17 protein-coding genes and 1 pseudogene are annotated in these 20,173 nt (G+C 53.2%); 10 read left to right on the top strand and 8 right to left on the bottom strand.

Translation table 11 applies throughout. The features are described from left to right. Positions 1-17: 17 nt before the first annotated feature. Complete coding sequence (gene thpR / locus D5366_RS06540) at positions 18-584, bottom strand: RNA 2',3'-cyclic phosphodiesterase (protein ID WP_141492782.1); 567 nt, start codon at positions 582-584, stop codon at positions 18-20. 166 nt (positions 585-750) lie between these two features. Between thpR and D5366_RS06545 the strand changes: the two genes are divergently transcribed. The 5 genes from D5366_RS06545 (at position 751) to cyoD (ending at position 5,879) form a co-directional block, all read left to right on the top strand. Further along, on the top strand, positions 751-1,521 hold the full coding sequence (locus D5366_RS06545; protein ID WP_141492783.1) for a Bax inhibitor-1/YccA family protein: 771 nt from the start codon (positions 751-753) through the stop codon (positions 1,519-1,521). Between the two features lie 451 nt (positions 1,522-1,972). Then, entirely contained in the window at positions 1,973-2,908 is a 936-nt protein-coding gene (cyoA, locus tag D5366_RS06550; protein ID WP_141492784.1) for a ubiquinol oxidase subunit II, read from the top strand. A gap of 5 nt (positions 2,909-2,913) precedes the next feature. Beyond that, entirely contained in the window at positions 2,914-4,905 is a 1,992-nt protein-coding gene (gene cyoB, locus D5366_RS06555; protein WP_141492785.1) for a cytochrome o ubiquinol oxidase subunit I, read from the top strand. 18 nt (positions 4,906-4,923) lie between these two features. Beyond that, positions 4,924-5,544 (top strand): cytochrome o ubiquinol oxidase subunit III, encoded by a 621-nt coding sequence (gene cyoC, locus D5366_RS06560; protein WP_141492786.1) that lies wholly within the window; start codon positions 4,924-4,926, stop codon positions 5,542-5,544. Next, complete coding sequence (gene cyoD, locus D5366_RS06565) at positions 5,544-5,879, top strand: cytochrome o ubiquinol oxidase subunit IV (RefSeq protein WP_141492787.1); 336 nt, start codon at positions 5,544-5,546, stop codon at positions 5,877-5,879. The genes cyoC and cyoD overlap by 1 nt, the downstream gene beginning before the upstream one ends. A 147-nt stretch (positions 5,880-6,026) precedes the next feature. On the opposite strand, the gene fdxA is transcribed toward cyoD, so the two are convergent. The 3 genes from fdxA to D5366_RS06580 form a co-directional block, all read right to left on the bottom strand. Continuing rightward, positions 6,027-6,359 (bottom strand): ferredoxin FdxA, encoded by a 333-nt coding sequence (gene fdxA / locus D5366_RS06570; RefSeq protein ID WP_141492788.1) that lies wholly within the window; start codon positions 6,357-6,359, stop codon positions 6,027-6,029. A gap of 79 nt (positions 6,360-6,438) precedes the next feature. Then, positions 6,439-6,735, bottom strand: a complete 297-nt coding sequence (locus tag D5366_RS06575) for an RNA-binding S4 domain-containing protein (RefSeq protein ID WP_141492789.1) — start codon at positions 6,733-6,735, stop codon at positions 6,439-6,441. Positions 6,736-6,747: 12 nt separating this feature from the next. Further along, positions 6,748-9,336, bottom strand: a complete 2,589-nt coding sequence (locus D5366_RS06580; RefSeq protein WP_240775196.1) for a helicase-related protein — start codon at positions 9,334-9,336, stop codon at positions 6,748-6,750. Positions 9,337-9,422: 86 nt separating this feature from the next. Between D5366_RS06580 and D5366_RS06585 the strand changes: the two genes are divergently transcribed. Together D5366_RS06585 and D5366_RS06590 are read left to right on the top strand one after the other, a co-directional pair. Beyond that, positions 9,423-10,784, top strand: a complete 1,362-nt coding sequence (locus D5366_RS06585; RefSeq protein WP_205839571.1) for a leucyl aminopeptidase family protein — start codon at positions 9,423-9,425, stop codon at positions 10,782-10,784. Positions 10,785-11,073: 289 nt separating this feature from the next. Further along, positions 11,074-11,475 carry a MarR family transcriptional regulator gene (locus D5366_RS06590; RefSeq protein ID WP_141492790.1) on the top strand — a complete coding sequence of 134 codons (402 nt, stop codon included), beginning with the start codon at positions 11,074-11,076 and terminating at the stop codon, positions 11,473-11,475. Between the two features lie 61 nt (positions 11,476-11,536). On the opposite strand, the gene D5366_RS06595 is transcribed toward D5366_RS06590, so the two are convergent. Further along, a complete protein-coding gene (locus D5366_RS06595; protein WP_141492791.1) occupies positions 11,537-12,502 on the bottom strand; it encodes a glycosyltransferase family 4 protein in 966 nt (321 codons plus the stop codon). A 142-nt stretch (positions 12,503-12,644) separates the two neighbouring features. Between D5366_RS06595 and D5366_RS06600 the strand changes: the two genes are divergently transcribed. From D5366_RS06600 to D5366_RS06610, 3 genes are read left to right on the top strand one after another with little or no spacing between them, the layout of a single operon-like run. Further along, positions 12,645-14,567, top strand: a complete 1,923-nt coding sequence (locus D5366_RS06600; RefSeq protein WP_240775393.1) for a polysaccharide biosynthesis protein — start codon at positions 12,645-12,647, stop codon at positions 14,565-14,567. After that, on the top strand, positions 14,560-15,705 hold the full coding sequence (locus D5366_RS06605) for a DegT/DnrJ/EryC1/StrS family aminotransferase (RefSeq protein ID WP_141492792.1): 1,146 nt from the start codon (positions 14,560-14,562) through the stop codon (positions 15,703-15,705). The genes D5366_RS06600 and D5366_RS06605 overlap by 8 nt, the downstream gene beginning before the upstream one ends. Beyond that, positions 15,702-16,148: a hypothetical protein gene (locus D5366_RS06610; protein WP_141492793.1), complete on the top strand. Its 447-nt coding sequence runs from the start codon at positions 15,702-15,704 to the stop codon at positions 16,146-16,148. Before D5366_RS06605 ends, D5366_RS06610 begins: the two co-directional genes overlap by 4 nt. Here D5366_RS06610 and D5366_RS06615 read toward each other — a convergent pair. The 3 genes and pseudogenes from D5366_RS06615 to D5366_RS06625 all read right to left on the bottom strand — a co-directional run bounded on the left by D5366_RS06615 (position 16,096) and on the right by D5366_RS06625 (position 20,061). Then, a complete protein-coding gene (locus D5366_RS06615) occupies positions 16,096-16,896 on the bottom strand; it encodes a MerR family transcriptional regulator (protein WP_141492794.1) in 801 nt (266 codons plus the stop codon). The genes D5366_RS06610 and D5366_RS06615 overlap by 53 nt on opposite strands. A 77-nt stretch (positions 16,897-16,973) precedes the next feature. Continuing rightward, entirely contained in the window at positions 16,974-18,101 is a 1,128-nt protein-coding gene (locus D5366_RS06620) for an AI-2E family transporter (RefSeq protein WP_141492795.1), read from the bottom strand. A gap of 41 nt (positions 18,102-18,142) precedes the next feature. Further along, a pseudogene (locus D5366_RS06625) lies at positions 18,143-20,061 on the bottom strand (ABC-F family ATP-binding cassette domain-containing protein). Positions 20,062-20,173: the final 112 nt, after the last annotated feature.

The following is a 20,173-nucleotide window of genomic DNA, read 5'->3' on the forward strand; positions in this document are numbered from 1 at the left end:
AGCGCCTGATGGTGTCGTTATAGCTCCTCACCGGGCACGAGGGTCATATTCGGGTGCCAAGCATACTCAGCCTGGTGGACGTAGGTCCGCTGGTCAAATCCCTTTAAGCTTTCAAAAAGAGTAACATGCTGGACGCTCATCGGCGTGCTGCGGAAGAGGTTATGTGCCTGAACCCAGCGAGCGGATTCTTCCCGGCGGGTTGAGGATATGTGGCCTAACGCAATATGCGGATGAAACCGTTTCTTCAGGGTGTCACAGCCTGCGCGTCGCAGGAGCTTCTCGATTTGGCTTTGAAGGGCTGTGAGAGCGTCGTTTTGCTCAATGTGAATGATGAGCGTGTCTGTTTTTGTATGCTCGCGGAGGCCTGCGCCAAGCAGGGAAAGCTCAAATGGCGCCCATGAGAGCTGCCCTAGGGCGAGATCAATCTCCTCTTGTTCTGCGCGTGATGTCACTTCGCCAATGAAGCGCAGGGTCAGATGGTAATTATCTTTCGGTATCCATTGTACATTTGGGAGTGAACCACGCAGGAGGGCGAGCTCGTCGCGGAGGGGGGCGGAGAGGTCGAGGGCGACAAAAAGTCTCAAAGCGGCGCTCCCTAAAAGTTGAGGCTGCAAAAAAGCAGTTTATTAGAGTAGGATTTCTTGACGGGTGTGTAAAAAATCCCACATTCAATGAGTGTACCGGCGAGCCAAGTGGGTTCGTCAAGCGCCCTGACACTCAAAACAGGGCCCAAAAGGAAAATAAGGTATCATGGCGTTCAATTCCAATTTCGGCAGAGCTGGCGTTCAAGCCGGGGTCGGCAATCTTGATGACGGCCTGCGCACATATATGTGCCGCGTATTTAACTGGATGGCTCTTGGTTTGGTTATTACCGGAGCGGTTGCCTTCGCTGTAGCGGAAACAACGCTAAAAGCTCTGTTCTTCCATACCGTCGCGCTGCCTAGCGGCGCCTTGGCTGTTCGGCCCACCGTGCTTGGTTTTGCGGCGATCTTCGCGCCCATGGCCTTTGTGATGATTATGTCTTTCGGCATTAACCGCCTATCGCGCTCCACAGTTCAAGCGTTGTTCATAGCTTTTAGTGCTGCGATGGGCGCGAGTCTCTCCAGCATTTTGCTAAGCTATACAGGGGCTTCCATCGCACGCGCATTTTTCATCAGCGCAGTGATGTTCGCTTCCATGGCTTTGTGGGGCTACACCACACGTAAGAGCCTTGCTGGCCTTGGTTCGTTCCTGATGATGGGAGTGATCGGGCTTGTTGTTGCTTCTTTAGTAAATATATTTCTGCACAGTTCAGCTGTAAGCATGTTGTCGTCATTTGTTGGCGTCGGTGTTTTCACGTTGTTGGCGGCTTATGATACTCAGCGCATTAAAGTGAGCTACCAAAGTGTTGCATTTAATTACGATGCAGACACGGTAGCGCGCCTCAGTATTTACGATGCGCTTTCGATGTATCTGAATTTTGTGAATTTATTCCAATATATGCTTCAATTCTTTGGTGTTCGCTCAAGTAACAGCGAATAATAAAAAGTTCACGAACAATTGATTTGTAGCAAAAGCGGTCTCAAGCAGGCCGCTTTTTTCTGTAACACGGACTAAAATAGTCTTAAATTATTTAAATAGGTCAAGTTTAGTCTACATTAAAAAAATGTAATGTGAAAATACGAAGTTGTGTCTTTATTTTCTCAAATGTGGCTAAAAACTGCCATTTATAAGGCCTCCCTTTTGAGAAGAAGAAGAGAAGCCGCTCGCTAGTAGCCCTGAAAAAACCTTGTGTTTCAGCCAATTCAGGCGGAAATAAGCGGAGACGAGAGACCTTGGTGTCTTTGTTGTTTCTTATGCGGGAACCGAAATTGATCGGTGCTCGATGCTAATTCGAGAAGAGGATGGGCAAGGTGCTGGCACGTGTTTGTGTTCATGGAATGCAAAAAACACCGTCGCTTTTTCTATTCTTTTCTCTCTGCCGGAACGGAAGATGAAAGCAGGACCGATGAAGAAATCCTGGCGATATCTCCCAGCGTTGCCAGCGCTGATGCTTTCAGGCTGTACGGTTGATCTGCTTCAACCTGCTGGTCCGATCGCAGAAATGGACAGTAAGGTCATGATCCTTGAGTTCGTGATCATGCTGCTGATCGTGATCCCGACTGTTATTGCGACACTGGTTTTTGCTTGGAAGTATCGTGCTTCCAATAAACAAGCAGAATACCTTCCTACATGGGATCACTCTACGAAGATTGAAATCTTTGTTTGGGGTATCCCTGCAGTTATCATTCTCGTTTTGGGTGCGATTTCATGGTGGAGTACGCATGCGTATGACCCATACCGCCCACTCGCGACGACTGGAGACGTCAAACCACTGAACGTTCAGGTTGTGGCGTTAGACTGGAAATGGATGTTCATTTACCCAGATCAGGGTATTGCAACCATTAATCAGCTCGCGGTTCCAACAAACACACCGCTGAACTTCCAGATCACCTCCGACACAGTGATGACGTCCTTCTTCATCCCACGCCTTGGATCCATGATCTACGCTATGCCAGGCCAGCAAACACAGCTGCACCTTTTGGCGAGCATGCCGGGCGATTACTTGGGTGAAGCATCACATTACAGCGGACGCGGCTTCTCGGACATGCGTTTCCGCACTCTAGCTATGGATAAAGCTGGTTTTGATGCGTGGGTTGAAAAGGTTAAGGCCGGTTCAGACGCGCTCGATACAGCATCTTACCCAAGCTTTGCTGCTCCACAAGAAGCAGCGCCTGTGCACTATTTTGCTCATGTCCAGCCTGATCTCTTCGACGGGATTGTGGCGAAGTACAATAATGGCATGATGGTTGAAAAGACGACCGGTAAGGTCAAGCACATGCCGGCTGCCGATGCGGGCAGCATGTCCGACATGAATATGAAGGAATAAGACGGATGCTCGGAAAGCTTTCGCTCTCTGCCATTCCTTATGATGTGCCGATTCTTGTCGGTACATTTGCTGGCGTGGCCATCATTGGTCTTGTTGTGCTTGCAGCAGTGACCTATTTCGGCAAGTGGGGTTACCTGTGGCGTGAATGGCTGACAACAGTCGATCACAAGCGCCTTGCCGTCATGTACATCATTTTGGCTATTGTGATGTTGTTCCGCGGTTTTGCGGACGCGATCATGATGCGTAGCCAACTTGCTCTTGCTTATAATGGTAACCCCGGTTACCTGCCGCCGCACCATTACGATCAGATTTTTACCGCCCACGGTACGATCATGATCTTCTTTATGGCGATGGCGTTCATGACAGGTCTTCTGAACCTTGTTGTGCCATTGCAGATTGGTGCGCGTGACGTTGCCTTCCCATTCTTGAACTCTTTCAGCTTCTACATGACGCTGATCGGCGCATTGCTGATTAACATTTCGTTGTTTATCGGTGAGTTCGCGCAGACAGGCTGGCTGGTTTATCCTCCGCTGTCTGAAATGCAGTTCAGCCCCGGCGTTGGTGTAGATTACTACATCTGGGCAGTTCAGATCGCGGGTGTTGGCACATTGCTGACCGGCGTAAACTTCTTCACGACCATTGTAAAAATGCGTGCACCAGGCATGACCTGGATGAAGTTGCCTGTCTTCACATGGACAGCACTTTGCACGACCGTTCTTATTCTGATGTCCTTCCCAATCCTGACCGTTACGCTCGGGATGTTGAGCTTGGACCGTTACCTCGGCATGCACTTCTTTACGAATGATGCCGGCGGCAACGTGATGTTGTACGTCAATCTGATTTGGGCTTGGGGTCACCCAGAAGTCTATATTCTTATCATTCCAGCATTCGGTGTGTTCTCTGAAGTTACGGCGACGTTCTCACGTAAGCCGCTCTTCGGTTATAGCACCATGGTCTACGCAACCTGCTCCATCATGGTGTTGGCAATGGTTGTTTGGGTCCATCACTTCTTTACGATGGGTTCCGGCGCAGACGTTAATACCTTCTTCAGTATTGCAACAATGGTCATTGCAGTGCCGACAGGTGTGAAGATCTTTAACTGGCTCTTCACCATGTATAAGGGCCGCATTGATTTCACGTCGCCTATGTACTGGACAGTTGGCTTCATGGTTACCTTCTCCATCGGTGGTATGACCGGTGTGATGATGGCTATGCCTGCAGCAGACTGGATCGTGCATAACTCACTGTTCTTGATTGCCCACTTCCATAACGTCATCATCGGCGGTGTGTACTTCGGTTACATTGCAGGTATGAATTACTGGTTCCCAAAAGCGTTTGGCTTCAAGCTGAATGAGACATGGGGCAAGCGTTCATTCTGGTGCTGGTTCGTTGGCTTCTACGTTGCCTTCGTACCGCTTTATATCCTCGGTCTGCAGGGTATGACGCGCCGTATGAACCACTACGACAATCCAGAATGGTACCCATGGGAACTGGTCGCTGCTGGTGGCGCTGCTATTATCGCTCTCGGCGTGGCATGCCAGTTGGTGCAGATCTACGTTTCTATCCGTGACCGTAACCTTCCGGAAAACCGTGACCTTACGGGTGATCCATGGGGTGGCCGTACACTGGAATGGGCTATTTCTTCACCTCCGCCAGCTTACAACTTTGCCGTTATTCCTAAGATCTATGGTTTGGATACGTTCCACATGGAGAAGGAGCGCGGACGCGACACTGCACATGGTCAGACGCTTGCGCCGATCCATATGCCGAAGAACACTGCTGCTGGTGTCTTCATTGGTGCGTTCACGTTCATCTTCGGTTTTGCGGCAGTTTGGTACATCTGGTGGCTGGCAGGTCTAGGCCTGTTGGGTATCCTGGTGACCTGGATCCTGCGTAGCGCGAATCAGGACATCGATTACTATGTCCCGGTCAGCGAAGTGGAACATGACGAGGAAGTTTATTCCCGTCATCTTGCAGCTGCTCAGGCTGCTGAATAAGAGGGGCGTAAGCTGACTATGGCTCACGAAGCAACAATGTCGCCTACGGCACATGCAGACCATCACGATGGGGAACATCATCACGAGACCCCCAACGTGTTTGGCTTCTGGGTGTACCTGATGACAGACTGCGTCCTGTTCGGCACCATCTTCGCTGTGTTCGCAGTTATGCGGAACCAGTTTGCAGGTGGCCCGACAGGCAAAGAACTGTTTGACCTTCAAAATGTTGGTATCGAGACAGCAATCCTGCTGTTCTCGTCCATCACTTACGGTTTTGCATCCATTAATGCGCATGCGCAGAAAAAGGGTGCCGTCCTACTTTGGCTCGCTGTGACGTTTATTCTTGGCGCGTCCTTCGTAGGGTTGGAAGTCAACGAGTTCCACAACATGATTGCGGAGGGCCACGGCCCTGATCGTTCTGCGTTCCTTTCAGCGTTCTTTACGCTGGTTGGTACACATGGTCTGCACGTAACATGTGGTCTGATCTGGATGGCTGTTCTGATGGTGCAGATACTTGGTCCGCAGGGACTCAAGCCACGGATGATGGACAAGCTTACTTGCCTCAGCCTGTTCTGGCACTTTCTGGACATCGTTTGGATCTGCGTTTTCTCCTTCGTCTATCTTGCGAGTACGCTCTAATGGCTCAAGCTTCTCACTCATCCGGGGCAAGCAATGGTCACGGATCCTACTCCGCTTATCTGATTGGCTTTATCCTGGCAGTCATTTTGACGGTGGCGTCCTTCGCCGCTGTCATGGCGCACGTATTCTCGCCTAGCATGGCGGTTTTGGTGCTGGCTGTTTTGGCTGTCGTTCAGATTTTTGTTCACTTGGTTTTCTTCCTGCACATGAACGGAAGTTCTGAGCAGTACTGGAACCTCTTGTGCTTCTTGGTAGCCGTTGCAACGGTAGTCATCGTTATTGGTGGCACGCTGTTCATTATGCACGATACCGCTATGAACATGATGTCCCGCTAAGAGATATTCTCAAGCCGGGTGTCACGGAAAAGCCAGTGGGATTATTCCCACTGGCTTTTTTTGTTTCTGTGAGGCTGCCCTGCGAGGCACAAAAAAACCCAGCGGCGAAAGCGCTGGGTTTTTGAGTAGGCGGGGCTGGTGAGCCCTTTAGTCTTTGTGTGGTTCTTCGGACAGCAAACCAGCTTTGTCGGGCTTGTCTCTCCATTCTTCCGCGTCAGCAGGTTGCTCACCTTTGCGGGTGATGTTCGGCCAAAGACCTGCGAGGCGGGCGTTTGTTTCAATCCATGCTTCTGCGCGGCCGTCACTGTCTGGGAAAATTGCTTCAGCAGGGCATTCCGGTTCACAAACGCCGCAATCGATGCATTCGTCTGGATTGATCACCAGAAAGTTTTCGCCTGCATAGAAACAGTCTACGGGGCAAACTTCGACGCAATCCATGAATTTGCAGCGGATGCAGTTCTCGGTGACCACATAGGCCATAGATGTCTCCAATCTGTCTGGGTGGCTTGGTTTAGCACCGGTCTCTCATTGATGACGGATGATATGCGAGTGTTTTTGGTCAGACGCAAGCATCTTCACTGGGTGCTATGATGTTCTCGTAGAGCAGTGTGGCTTCTGAAGCAGGGCCACGACGTGTTCCAAGGCAACGAATAGTCCAGACATGTACGTCATCTTTTGGGTGTCTTGGTGAGAGTGTTACCGTATCGCCAACGCGTATTTTGGCGTGGGGTTTATTCGTGGCCTGTCCATTAATGCGGGCAAAGCCTTTGGCAATATACGCTGCAGCTAAACTACGTGTTTTGGTGAAGCGCACATAGTAAAGCCAAACGTCAAATCGTTGGAAATCTGTGGACATGGTGCAGTCGTCTTATGTTTGTCGTTTCCGGTGGTTTTTTTTCTTAGGCTCTGGGTGGCGTGACGAGATGTTAAGGGCTGCCAAGGCAGCAAATGGACTGTCCACGCGCATGATAGGCTTTGCCTGATCAGGCCGCTTTTTTGCTGGGTGTCTGCGCTGTGGGCGTGGAGGTAGCAATAGCAGAGGCGTCGCAGGGCCAAATTGATGCTTTTCTAAGGTTGCTGGAGGTAAGTGACGCACGCCAAGGGCTTTGAGTGTTTCGGGGAGTTGCGCCGCACGAATACCGAACCAAGAGGACAGTTCTTTGGGGGCAACACAGGCTTTGTGCGCGCTTAAGCGCTGGAGTTCGTGTAGGCGTCGTTCAGCAATATCGAGTCTTAGGCCAATATCGCCTGCTCGCACCCATCCGGGCCGTCCCGCAACATCATTCCAAGGGCAGGAAATACGGCCTACCGGCGTTGGAGGCAAAACATTGGAATGACCCGAGTGAATATGCGAGAGAAGTGCGCGGAAATGTAAAACCTGTGGTCTCAGCAATGCTGGCATAAAGAGGGCGAACTGACCGATGATGATGCCATGCTGCTTGATGGTGCGCCTATCGGGGTAAGGCAAGGCGTAGTCAGCCGCGAGCGGGGGCGTTATGCCGCCGTCTTCTATGAGGCGATGCACGATGCCACGGAGAACTGGGTGCGTTTCGGATGCTGATTGCAGCGCGTATAAGGGCTGGAATTCTTGCGTAATGACGTTTTGGGTGAAACTGAGCAGCCGTGATTCGACGTGGTTGCGTTGCTGTGTATCGGCAAACTCGCCGTGGAAGAGGCGAATTTTAGGGTGGAGTAACCGCTCGCCTGAGGTTAATCGCCCGAGGGCAACGCCATTCCATGTCAAAACCCCGCTATGATAGTCGAGGGCTAATTCACTGTCTGGTGCGTTGGCAAGCTGTTTGATGCGGCGCGGTATTTCCTGCTGTAATGCACGGCGTCCTGCGCGGAGGACCAAGGCGCGCTCAGTTTCTTCCAGCGGCCCCATATTAAGGGTGAAGCCTTCGATTTTTCCTATGTCGTGGCCTTCAACAACGACAGTGCCGTCCTGTGTCACAGCGGATAGCAGTGGCTGATCGTTCGCGTCGTCGAGGCGGCGGAGTAACGTCGCAGCACGCCGATCCACGAAGCGAGCGGTGAGGCGCTCGTGCAATGCATCTGAGAGCCGGTCTTCTACTTCACGGGTGCGCTTTTGCCATGTGTTGGAATGGCGGCTCCATTCACTGCGCGATGCGACATAGGCACATACACGGACGCCTGTTAGGCGCTGCATGAGTGTGTCGATATCGCCTTCAGGTTTGTCTAGGCCTTTCAGGTGGCCATCCATCCAGTTGGGCGGAATAGTGCCGTCTTGCAGGAGGTGCATATAGAGTTTGGCGCAGAGGCGTGCATGGCTGTCGTCCCCCAATTTGCGAAAGTCGGGTATCTGGCAGACATCCCAGAGTAAGGCTGTAGCTTCACGCCCGCGTGCGGCTTTTTGAATGTCTGGGTCGAGGATAAGACTCTCAAGCGTTGTAACGTCAGAGGCAATACGCCCAGAGACAAGGCCTTTCTGGGGGGGGGAGAGGGTCAGGCTGGCAAGCAAAGAACGCGGGTTGGTAAAATCAAGTTTGCTGTTACGCCATGATAGGCGTTTGATCGGTTCAAAGCGATGTTGTTCTATCGTGTTGGCCAGTGTCTCGGAGAGCGGCGGGGCGTCCGCAGTTGTGCCGAATGTTCCATCACGCATACCACGCCCGGCTCGTCCGGCGATTTGGGCAATTTCCTGAGGGAAAAGGGGGCGCGGGGTTGTACCGTCAAATTTGCTGAGTTGAGCAAGGGCGACATGGTCTACATCCATGTTCAAACCCATACCAATGGCATCGGTCGCTACAAGGTAATCAACTTCGCGGTTTTGGTATAATTCAACTTGAGCGTTGCGCGTGCGGGGGCTGAGTTGCCCCATGATAACGGCGCAACCACCGCGGCGGCGGCGGATAACTTCGGCAAGAGTGTAAACTTCAGCCATTGAAAAGGCCACGATGGCAGAGCGGGGCGGCAATTTTGACAGCTTTGTCGCGCCGGTATGCACAAGGCTGGAAAGGCGTGTGCGCGTATCGATTTCGATATTGGGGATAAGGTGTTTGAGGAGGGGGCGTATGGTTTCAGCCCCAAGAAAGAGTGTTTCTACAGTGCCGCGCGCATTAAGCAGCCTGTCGGTAAAGACATGTCCGCGGTCGGGGTCTGCTGCTAGTTGGATTTCGTCGACTGCGATGAACTCAACTTTGCGATCAAGTGGCATTGCCTCCACAGTGCAGGAGAACCATTTCGCACCGTGAGGGATAATCTTTTCCTCCCCGGTGATGAGAGCAACAAAACGTGCCCCTTTGGCTTTGACCAAGCGCTCGTAATTCTCACGGGCAAGCAAGCGCAGCGGGAAGCCAATTATCCCTGTGGCATGAGCCATCATGCGGGTGAGCGCATAATGGGTTTTACCCGTATTCGTGGGGCCAAGGGCGGCACGAACGGCGCTTGGCATAATATGAGCGGCTGGTAAGGTTCTGTGAACTGCGCTGGGCATGGGTGAATGGTCGGGTTTGTGCGCGATAAAAGCAAGTGTCCCAGCGCGCGATAGCGTTTAATTTTGGAATGAGGCGGGTAATTTTTATGCAGAAACTTCCTTTTATCACCGCACCTGCGGTGGGAGCAGACGGTACCGCCGTAAAGAAGCTCTACCTTGTAGCGCAATCTCATACTGCAGAGATTGAGGCACAGCACGCCGAGTGGCTGAAGGCGCAGGCATTTCAATCTTTGCCGAGCCGTTACGCTCACCTACCCGACGGTGCGTTATATGTTGTGGATGTTGAACAAGCCCAGAACCCCTTAGCGTACGGTGCTTTGGGAACACTGTTAAGCGCGGGTGATTGGACGTTAGTGTTGATCGGGCTTCCAGAGGCGGCTCGTGCGGCAGTGATTTTGGGCTTTGCTATGGGAGCGTATCGTTACCATGTGCGTGGCCGTGATCCATTCACAACACGGATCATTACGGAAGAGAGCGATGCACCGGCTCTAGCTTTGGTGAAAGCGACTTGGCTGGGGCGCGATCTTATCAACATCCCTGCAAATTTGCTTGGCCCTGTTGAACTCGCAGAGCATGCAGAAAATGCGTTATCTGCCCGAGGTGCTAGCGTTGATCTTGTGCAGGGAGACGCGTTGGAGGCTGCTTATCCTTGTCTAGCGGCAGTTGGGGCTGGTTCAGACAGACCTGCTCGCGTGGTCGTTGGTCGTTGGCAGAAGCGTGAAGGTGCGCCACTCATTTCCTTGGTAGGCAAAGGTGTGTGCTTTGATACAGGGGGGTATGATCTGAAGCCACCGGCAGGCATGCTCCGTATGAAAAAGGATATGGGGGGCGCAGCGTTAGCGTTAGCCGTGGCATGTGCTGTGATTGATCTGGGGTTGGACGTCACGCTGGAGGTGCGCCTCGGCTGTGTTGAAAATAGCGTTTCTGGCCACGCGATGCGCCCGGGTGATGTGCTCAAAACACGCAGTGGAAAAACGGTCGAAGTGGGGAATACGGATGCGGAGGGGCGTTTGGTTCTCTGCGATTTACTCACGGAGGCATCTGAAAAGCGCCCAGAATGGTTGTTGGATATGGCGACATTGACGGGTGCCGCACGGGTAGCGCTTGGTCCCGATCTGCCGGCGTTGTTTGCAAATGATGATGAGATGGCGCAAATCATCTGCGAATCTGGAAAAGAACATGCAGATCCCCTGTGGAGAATGCCACTCTGGCATGGTTATGATGCATGGCTCGATAGCCGTATTGCAGATATGGGGAACGTGACCGCCAAGCCGATGGCGGGAGCCATTACGGCAGCGTTGTATTTGCAGCGTTTTGTCCCAAAGGGCCAAAAATGGTGCCATATCGACACTTACGCATGGAATGATGCGTCTTATCCCGGCCGACCAGAGGGGGGTGAGACTTTGGCTTTGCGGGCAATCGTCGGTGCAATAGCAAAGATTTGTTAGAAAACTTGGAGTGATAAGAGAGGGTTATGCCCCTCTCTTTTTAAGATCGTAACATAATTGTCTTGGCGTGGGGGCTGTCTTTTCGGATGCGTTTCGGCTTATTGCTGCAATCAACCTTAGGCCCTTCTTAAAAGTGACCGTATCCGGACGCTCGTGAAGGATGTGCAAGCTCATAATGAGGGCCACAAACTTTTAGCGAAACGGAACGTTTCGTATTCAATATCGCTTGCGACGAGGCGGGGACGAGAGACTGCCGAAGCGTAAACGGGAAACGTGAGGAACTAAAGTCATGTCTCAAGTCAAGAATGACCACATGCTGAACCTTCTGTGCGGCACAATGGTAACGCTTGTCCGTCGTGATGGTCCGGACTTGTCAGCGCGCCAACTCGCAGTGTTTCTGACCTGTTATCTGAACGACGGTGCGCACACTGTGCGTGGACTGGCCGCAGCGCTGAACGTATCCAAGCCTGCCATCACGCGTGCGCTCGACCGTTTGCGTGTCCTCGGTCTGGCAGAGCGTAAGCCTGATCCGTTGGACCGCCGTTCAGTGTTGGTACGCCACACGCCAAAGGGCCAAGCATTCCTGCGCGAAATGCGTGCCATTATGGCTGAAGCTTCGGGCTCCCAAGCTGACCGTGATGACCGCGCAATCGGTCAGGTAGAACGTCTGAGCATTCGCCGCGCAGGCTAAAGCTCGGAAAAATCAGTAGAGCTTTTTAGAGCCGTAGCAGTTCTTCTGCTGCGGCTTTTCTTTACCAAGCTGTCGTGATGCGTTGACGTGCACGAAGACAAATGAAAACTGTCCATAGTGCCTGTGGTAGGATGATGCCCAGCAGTAGTGAGACTGTGGGAAGTGGCAGGCTCCAGACGAACGCTCCCCAAAGTGTAAACACCCAGTAAAGAAGCGTAACCGCTGAGACGGGTACGCCAGACCGGGTTGCAAGCTGGTAAAGATGGCCGCGATGAGCGTGCATGAGTTTATTGCCAGCAAAGGCGCGGCGGATGAGCGTAAAAAGAACATCCCAGAAAATGCCCGAGAATAAGGCAAGAACGAGATAGGGCTCGAACGGGTGAGGTTGTATGGCACACCATGCCATGACTAGAGCGGCGGATTGGCTGCCCACATCCCCCATGAATATGCGCGCTTTCGGAAAATTGAAGGGCAGGAAAGTTAGTAATGCTAGCGCTAAGAGAAGCAGCACTTCGGGCTGGAGGCCCGTCAAAGCCAAGATAAAGCACGCGATGGCAATGCTACCGGCGCATAGGCCGTTAATGCCATCAATGAAGTTGAGGGCATTCGTCATGAATACGGCTAAGAGAACGTCGATTCCCAATACGAAGGGGCTGGACGTGACCGGCAGGGCAACGAGGAAAGCTGCCAAGCATTGTGCCGCTAATTTATACCACGCTTTGAAAGAATAAATATCATCAGCCCAGGACACGACGGCAAGGAAGAAGACCCCCGCCATCATACCAGCAATTGGGAGAGTGTGTGTCTGTGGATGGGAGGCGAGAGCCCAAGGAATGGTGAGCAGGAAACTGCCGATAATACCAATTCCTCCCCCTTTAGGTGTGGGGCGAGTATGTGCGCTTCTGGCAACAGGGTGATCCAGCACAGCTATACGGATCATGATCAAGATCAAGGCCACGCAGAGCGCAGGTACTGCATAACATGCCGGTGTTAAGCCTGAGAGCAGTGATGTTACAGAAAACAACATAGGGGTAAGCATAGGGTATTGTGTATTTTGGCGCTATAAGCAGGATGTGACTAGTATGATGCCTCCTGACTCACTTGCTTCTTCCGTTGTTGCGCCTGATGTCGTGGCCGATGTGTCGCCGCGCAAGAATGGCTGGTTCTGCATGACGCGTTCCCGGCGGATTGCCCTGAATATCGCGTTGGATGGAGGTGTCTCGGCAATAGCGGCCCCGCTGGCGCGCTGGTTGGCTGCGCCCGAGGGCGGTTTGTTGCATCCTCTGTGGTTCATCGCAGGTGGGGGAATAACCCTTCTTGTTTGTGGCCTTCCATTCAGAATGCCGCAGCAATATTGGCGGTTTTCCGGGCTAAGCGACCTCATTGGAATAGCATGTGCTTCGGTAGTAAGCGCTTGTCTGTTTATGGCGCTGCTGCTCGTCTGTGGCTTTGGACTGCCGACTCCAACATTCCCGCTCATCCACGCTTTGGTTTTGCTGGTCCTACTCGGTGCGATTCGTATGTTCTGGCGGATATGCACACGTTTTCAGCCATGGGGCCTGCCGCGTGAGCGGGTGCTGTTAATCGGCGCTGATTTTGAGGCAGATCTGTTCATGCGCGCGATGGAGCGTGATCGGACCAATAGCGGCAAGATCATTGGCGTTGTGACGTTAAGTGAGCAGCAGGCAGGAAGACGTATCCACCGGGCACCGATTTTAGGTGCGCTGGAGGAGTTTCCAGAGCTGTTGAGAAGGCTGGTAGTCTCCGGGCGGCAGCCGGGCAAAATCATTGTTACTTCACCAACATTGCGTGGGGGAGCTTTGTCGCGGGTGCTGGATGCGGCACGGGTGTTTGGCGTTGATGTGTTGAGAACACCGTCTTTGACCGCCTTACAGCCTGCATCCCGCCTTGAATTACAGCCGATTGCTATTGAGGACTTGCTGAACAGGGCGCCGGTTGCCTTGGATAATCGGGGCATTCAGCGTCTGTTGGCGGGGCGTGTTGTAGCCGTTACCGGGGCTGGCGGGAGTATTGGTTCCGAATTAGTGCGCCAGATTGCCTCCTACGGGCCCAAAATATTGCTTTTAATTGAGCAAAGTGAATATGCGCTCTGGCAGGTGCATTTGGATCTGTCCGAGCGTTACCCGGATGTCGCTTGTGTGCAGGTCATTGCGGATGTCCGTGACCGGCTACGGATGATGGAAGTCTTTCAGCAAAACCCGCCGGAAATTGTTTTCCACGCTGCGGCTTTGAAGCATGTGCCATTGGTTGAGAATAACCCGATAGAAGGTGTGCGAACCAATGTGTTGGGCACGCGGGTTGTGTTGGACACCGCTCAGGCCACCGGTGCGCGTGCGACGGTTCTGGTCTCTACCGACAAGGCGGTAAATCCATCTAGCCTGATGGGGGCAAGCAAGCGCTGCGCTGAGATTTACGGGCAGGCACTCGACATGATGGCACGTAACGATGCGGGATCGATGCGTTGCGTCACGGTGCGGTTTGGGAATGTTTTAGGCTCTACCGGTTCGGTCGTGCCTTTGTTCCGCCGTCAGTTGGAGCAAGGTGGCCCGTTAACGGTTACGCACCCGAAGATGACCCGTTACTTCATGACCATTCCTGAAGCGGTTGGGTTAGTGCTTCAGGCTGCGGCGCGCGGCACCCGCGATCATGAGGGTGAGACCGCAACAGAGCAGCGTTTGCGTGAGGGCGGCATTTTCGTGCTGGATATGGGCGAGCCCGTGCAGATTATGGATCTTGCTTGTCAGATGATCCGTCTGGCGCGTTTGCGTCCGCATGAGGATATTGAAATTCGTATTACGGGGCTGAGGCCGGGTGAAAAGCTCTTTGAAGAGTTGTTTCATGGCCGCGAGGCGCCCGTACCGACGGATGCGGCAGGGTTGCGTATTGCAACGCCACGCACCGTTAATTTCGAGCTTGTAAGTCAGGCGTTGGATGCGCTGGATACAGCCTGTCATCAGGGAAATCTGATGGAGGTTATGGGTATTCTGCAGCATCTCGTACCAGAATTCAGGCATAATACGGGCGCTCTAGTGCCCGAAACAGTGGCAGATGAGATGTCTTCCCATGACTAAATCCATTGCATTTCTTGATCTCCCCCGCCAGCAAGCCCGGCTTGGAGCGGCTTTAAAGCGCCGTGTTGATGCGGTGTTTGAGCATTGCTGCTTTGTTATGGGGCCTGAAATTGTTGAGCTGGAACAAAAGCTGGCCGAGTTCGGGGGAGCGCAAGAAGCCATTGGTGTTTCGTCTGGCACCGATGCGCTTCTGATGATTTTAATGGCAGAGAATATTGGTCCGGGTGACGCAGTGTTCCTCCCTGCTTTTACGTATACGGCAACGGCTGAGGTCGTGTTGCTTTTGGGTGCTGTGCCCGTTTTTGTCGATGTAACCCCGGATACGTTCCAAATCGATCTGGTTTCTTTGCGGAAAAGACTGGCCGATACAAAGCAGGCAGGGCGTTTGACGCCGCGTGCGATTATTGGGGTAGATTTGTTTGGTCAGTCTGCGCCGTGGGATGAACTGAACGCGTTTGCCGCAGAAGAATCTTTGTTGCTCTTCGCGGACTGCGCGCAATCTTTCGGAGCGTCTTATAAAGGGCGTCGGCTTGGTCATGAAGCGTTAGCAACGACGTTGTCCTTTTTCCCCTCTAAGCCTTTGGGCGGATATGGGGATGGTGGCGCTATTCTAACCAATGATGCTGAACGGGCAGCACTTTATCGTTCGCTGAGAAGCCACGGTGAAGGCAAGACACGCTACGCCGTAGAGCGGATCGGCCTGAATGCCCGTCTGGATACGCTGCAAGCTGCAGTGCTGCTCGCAAAGCTGGAGGCATTTCCTGAGGAGTTGGAGCGCCGTGATGCCATAGCCACGGCGTATGACCGGGGGATGCCTCAGGGAATAACTGCGCCGGCACGTGTGGCTGATAGTGCAAGCGCGTGGGCTGTATATAATGTGTTATTGGCGGGCGCGGAGCAGCGAGATGCTGTGCAGGCGGCCTTGAAGGCTGTTGGTGTTCCTACTGCGGTGTATTATCCAAAGCCGCTACACCACCAGCCTGCTTATCAGGCTGCACATGATGGGGCAGCGTTGCCCGTCGCGGAATCTCTGGGTAGCCGTGTCTTAGCACTTCCCATACATCCGGAGCTTACCGATGATGAAGTGGAGTATATTATCTCCGCTTTGAACGCAGCTATGACGGGCCTCCCAGCATGACACGTGAAAAGAAGCTTTTGCTCGCTTTCATTGCGGTTGTTGGGCTGCCGGTCATTTTGATATGGGCAATTTCTTGGCCCTTGTTGCGGCCATGGGCTCTGCCTGTGGCGGCAGATGTGCAAATGCAGGCTCCGCATCAGCGGAGCCTCACCGGACAGGAAGTATCGTCTCTCAATCAATGGTTGCAAGCGCACCGTACAGGCTGGGGCCCAGCAGGGGAGATCCCACCGCGCTCAGCCGATGTTGTCTTCCGGTTGCGAGCTGCAAATGCTGAGGTCGTGTGGGTATCCATCTGGCGCCACCCCGATACGGAGGATGATGTCGGCATCCAGACCCGCGCAAACGGGCCTTACCGTATGAACAGTTTTTCCGAGGAAGTGCTCAAAAAAGTTATTCCGCAAGATGTCCCGCCGCCTTCCGATGGTGTGCGGCTGACTGAATAAATTGCAGTATTTCAGCACTGAACGGCGCGTTTTTAGACTGTGGGGAAGAGTGCATGTCTTCATAAAGCGATGCAGTCTTGCTCCATAATTCTTTGCCGAGAGCATCTTGCAGGGGTTTTTGCAGTTCGAGCCACTCTGCCGCCAACTGTGCAGCCTCTTCACTCGCTGGTTGGATATGGCGTTGCAGCGCGTTGTGAATGCGTTTGATGAGGCTGTCCCATTTTAGGCTGTAGAGGGCGCGGTCAGTCGGTGGGAAATGTCGGTTAGCAGTTTGCTCCCACAAAGCGCGCTCTGGCGCGGTGAAGTGCTTTTCGAGCAAGGGGCGCAGGGCCTCTTTGTCCAAGTTATGGGTTGTTTTGTGCAGAAGCTGGCAAAACTCTTTGAGGTTTATCGTAGAAAGTGCCTCATTTGTTTGAGGCTGGGCATCGAGCCCTTTAAGTGTTTTGAGGGCTTTTTCAGTCTCTCGCAGTTTGTGTTCTAAAAAGGCGATATGCGTTTTGAGGACCATATCGATTTTGATGGGCTGTTGAGTAAAGCCGCTAATATCCTTCAATGAGAAACCGGCATTTTTCAGCGTCATGATGTGCAGGAACGTCGTGACGGCTTCTGCCGTATAATGTCGTCGTCCGTTGGCCGCGCGCGTCGCTCGAATGAGGCCTAATGATTCGAAATGTCGCAGGGTACGGGGAGTAGTGCCCGCGGCTTTGGCGAACTCACCTATGGTGAGCGTGTGGCTTGTTGCTGTCATGGATAAATCCTCCTGACGCTGAGCATGCGAGATGACGTTACGTCAGGAGCAAGGGAAAAATAGTATTTGCCGCGATCTTATGAGGTTTGATCTTCATCCTCGAGTTCTTCGCGGGTTTGAACATCTTTCTCGAGGGGCGGGGTCGCTTTGTCCATAACGGCGAGAATGGCGGCCGTGAGAGGGGATGCTAAGATAAGGCCGGGTACACCTAATATGGTGCTGAATACCGTCTGCGACAGGATGGCAATAGCCGGGGGCATATGAACTGCGCGCCGCTGGATGAGCGGGGCCATGACGTTGCCCTCAAAAAACTGGATAACACTGTACAAGACGATCACAAGAAGAGCTTCTTTGCGGCCGATAGACAAACCGAGCAAAACGGCCGGGGCAGCACCTAAAATAGCGCCGATATAAGGAATGAAGTTACAAAGACCAGCGACAACGCCAAGCGCGAGCGCGAGCGGAACGCCAATAAAAAACAGGCCGATACCGGATAGGATACCCACTACGAGCATATCCAGCGCTTGTCCTGCTGTCCAAGCCCAAAGGGTGGCGCCTGCCGTCAGCATGAGTTCACGTACGGTGCCGCGTTGTGCTGGGGGTATAAGACGCAGGACACCGTCAATGTATTGTGACGGGGAGAGGGCGAAGTAGAGGCCAGCTATCAGGATTACGGCTAGCGTGCCCAGCACACCAAAAGCACTGCTTAAAAGCCCTGTGACAGAGCCAGCAATGCCAGTTCCAAAGCTGCTCAATCCACCTGAACTTTGTGCATTTCCGCCCAAAGATGTGGGCAGGTAGTCCAAGATTGTTCGGCCAAGGGTTGAGTCTGATAACTGCGCCTTAATGCCCCCTGACTGAGCAACAAGGGCCTGTTTGAGGCGTAAAAACTGATCTCCGATAGCGGGGCCGCTGCTCCAGCCCAAGCCAACGATAAGCAGTAGGAGAATCAATGTTACAAGGGCGACAGCCGCTGTGTAATTTAAGAAAGGTAACCCCTTTCTTAAAGTGCGAGCCAAACCATGCAGCACGATTGAAACGAGAGTGGCGGCAAAAATAACGGTCAGCACATCCCCCATCAACCAAACAGCCAGCATGGACAACGCAATGGCGAGTGTGATGCGCATGACAAGGGCTATGCGCTGCAATTCCCGGGCGGGAGGCTCATTGTTGGATGGGGTGGAACCAGGAAATTGCAGTGGCATAACGAAAACCTTGAATGAAAAAGAATAAAACGCTGGGCGTGTTAAGAAGATGCTTCTTCGAGCTCGGTTTGAGCTTCCAGCCAAATTTCTTCAATTTCAGCCTGTTTGGCTTCCAAGCCAGCCCGGTGGGCGTTGAGAGAGGCTATGTCGCCGGGATTTCCTGATTGATAGAGGGCAGGGTCGGCCAGTTTTTCTTCAATCGAAGCGAGTTCTTTGGCAATTTGGGCCAGTTTGGTTTCAGCATCTTTAATTTTGCGCCGTAAGGGTGCCAAAGCGCGGGTGAGTTCTTTGCGGTCCGCTCGACGTTGGGCAGCGGAAGCTGTTGGTGCTTGTGCTGCCTCGGAACTGTCTTGGGATGAACGTGCGCGTTCAGCATTTTCGGCGCGGGCCTTGCGTGCGCGCTCGATCAGCCATGCTTTATATTCTGCCATGTCCCCTTCGAAGGGAGTAATAGTTCCGTCTTCAACGAGCCAGAAGCGATCCGCAACGGACTCTACCAAGTGGCTATCGTGGCTGATGAGAATGACGGCACCTTGGAAGGCGGCCAGAGCGCGTATGAGGGCATCGCGTGCATCAAGGTCGAGATGGTTTGTAGGTTCGTCCAGCAGAAGGAGGTGGGGCGCCTCCCGCGTTGCGAGAGCAAGGAGTAAGCGCGCTTTTTCACCGCCAGAGAGTTCAGCTACCCGCGTTTCAGCCCGCAAGGCGTCAAGTCCGAAACGGTCGAGTTGGGCGCGTACCGCAACGGGTGTCGCGTCCGGCATGGCACGGGCCATATGGTCGATAGGTGTGTCTGATAGGACCAGTTCGTCAGATTGATGCTGCGCAAAATAGCCGATACGGAGCTTGGAGGAATGTTTGACGGACCCTTTCAGCGGCTCAAGACGCCCTGCGAGGATCTTAGCGAAAGTAGACTTGCCACGCCCATTTTGGCCAAGCAAAGCGATACGGTCTTCCATGTCCAAGCGTTGGTTTAAGCCGCTAAGAACGATGTGGTCTCCATAGCCTGCGGTCACGTGATCAAGGGTAAGCATGGGAGGGGGAAGTTGTGCGGGTTCTGGAAAGTTGAACCGGGTCGGTGTATCTTCCACTACGGAGTCGATTTGAGGCAGTTTCTCCAATGCCTTGATGCGGGCTTGCGCTTGGCGGGCTTTGGTGGCTTGGGCGCGGAAGCGGTCCACAAATGACTGCATATGTGCCCGTTGGGCTGCTACGCGTTCGGCCATACGGTTTTGTTGGAGGGCTTGCTCGGTGCGGATGCGAATAAAGTTGTCGTAGCCGCCGGGGTGAGGCTTAACGAAGCCCGGTCCAGATGAGCAATGGCGTCAACAGTATTGTCGAGCAATGAACGATCGTGGCTGACGATGATTGCGGCACCAGAAAATTTGGCGAGCCAAGATTCAAGCCAGAGAACCGCCTCTATGTCCAAGTGGTTGGTTGGCTCGTCCAGCAAAAGCAGATCGGGATTTAAGAAAAGGGCTGTCGCTAGGGAGACGCGCATGCGCCAACCGCCCGAAAAGTCAGAAACAGGCCTGAGTTGGGCCTCTTGGGTAAAGCCTAATCCTGAAAGAATCGCCCCGGCCCGTGCGGGTGCCGTGTAGGCATCGATAGCGATTAAGCGTTCGTGTGTGTCGGCAATGCGTGTCGGGTCGGTTTCGGTTTCTGCGGCATTGAGGAGGCGTGTGCGTTCGAGGTCGCCTTCCAAGACGGTGTCTATGAGGGATGTATTGCCTGAGGGTGTCTCTTGTTTGACACGGCCCATTGTTGCGCGGTTGGCAAGGGTAATTGTACCACTATCTGGGCTGATATCGCCTGCTATGGCGGCTAAAAGTGTTGATTTTCCTGCACCGTTGCGGCCTACGAGCCCAATTTTGCGGCCAGGGTCCACGTTGAGAGAGGCGCTGTCCAGAAGGGTACGCCCGGCAATGCGCAGGGTCAGATCGGATATGGTCAAAAGGCTCAAAGCAGGACTCGCAGGGCAGGAGAAGAGTGGAAAATATGCTAAAAAATTATGTCAGACCTATCAGGAACGCAGATTTTGCTCTAGGGGACTGACGAGTTTTACCTTTGCTTCA

Origin of the sequence: Neokomagataea tanensis, from assembly GCF_006542335.1 — a bacterium.
Taxonomy (GTDB): Bacteria; Pseudomonadota; Alphaproteobacteria; order Acetobacterales; family Acetobacteraceae; genus Gluconobacter; species Gluconobacter tanensis.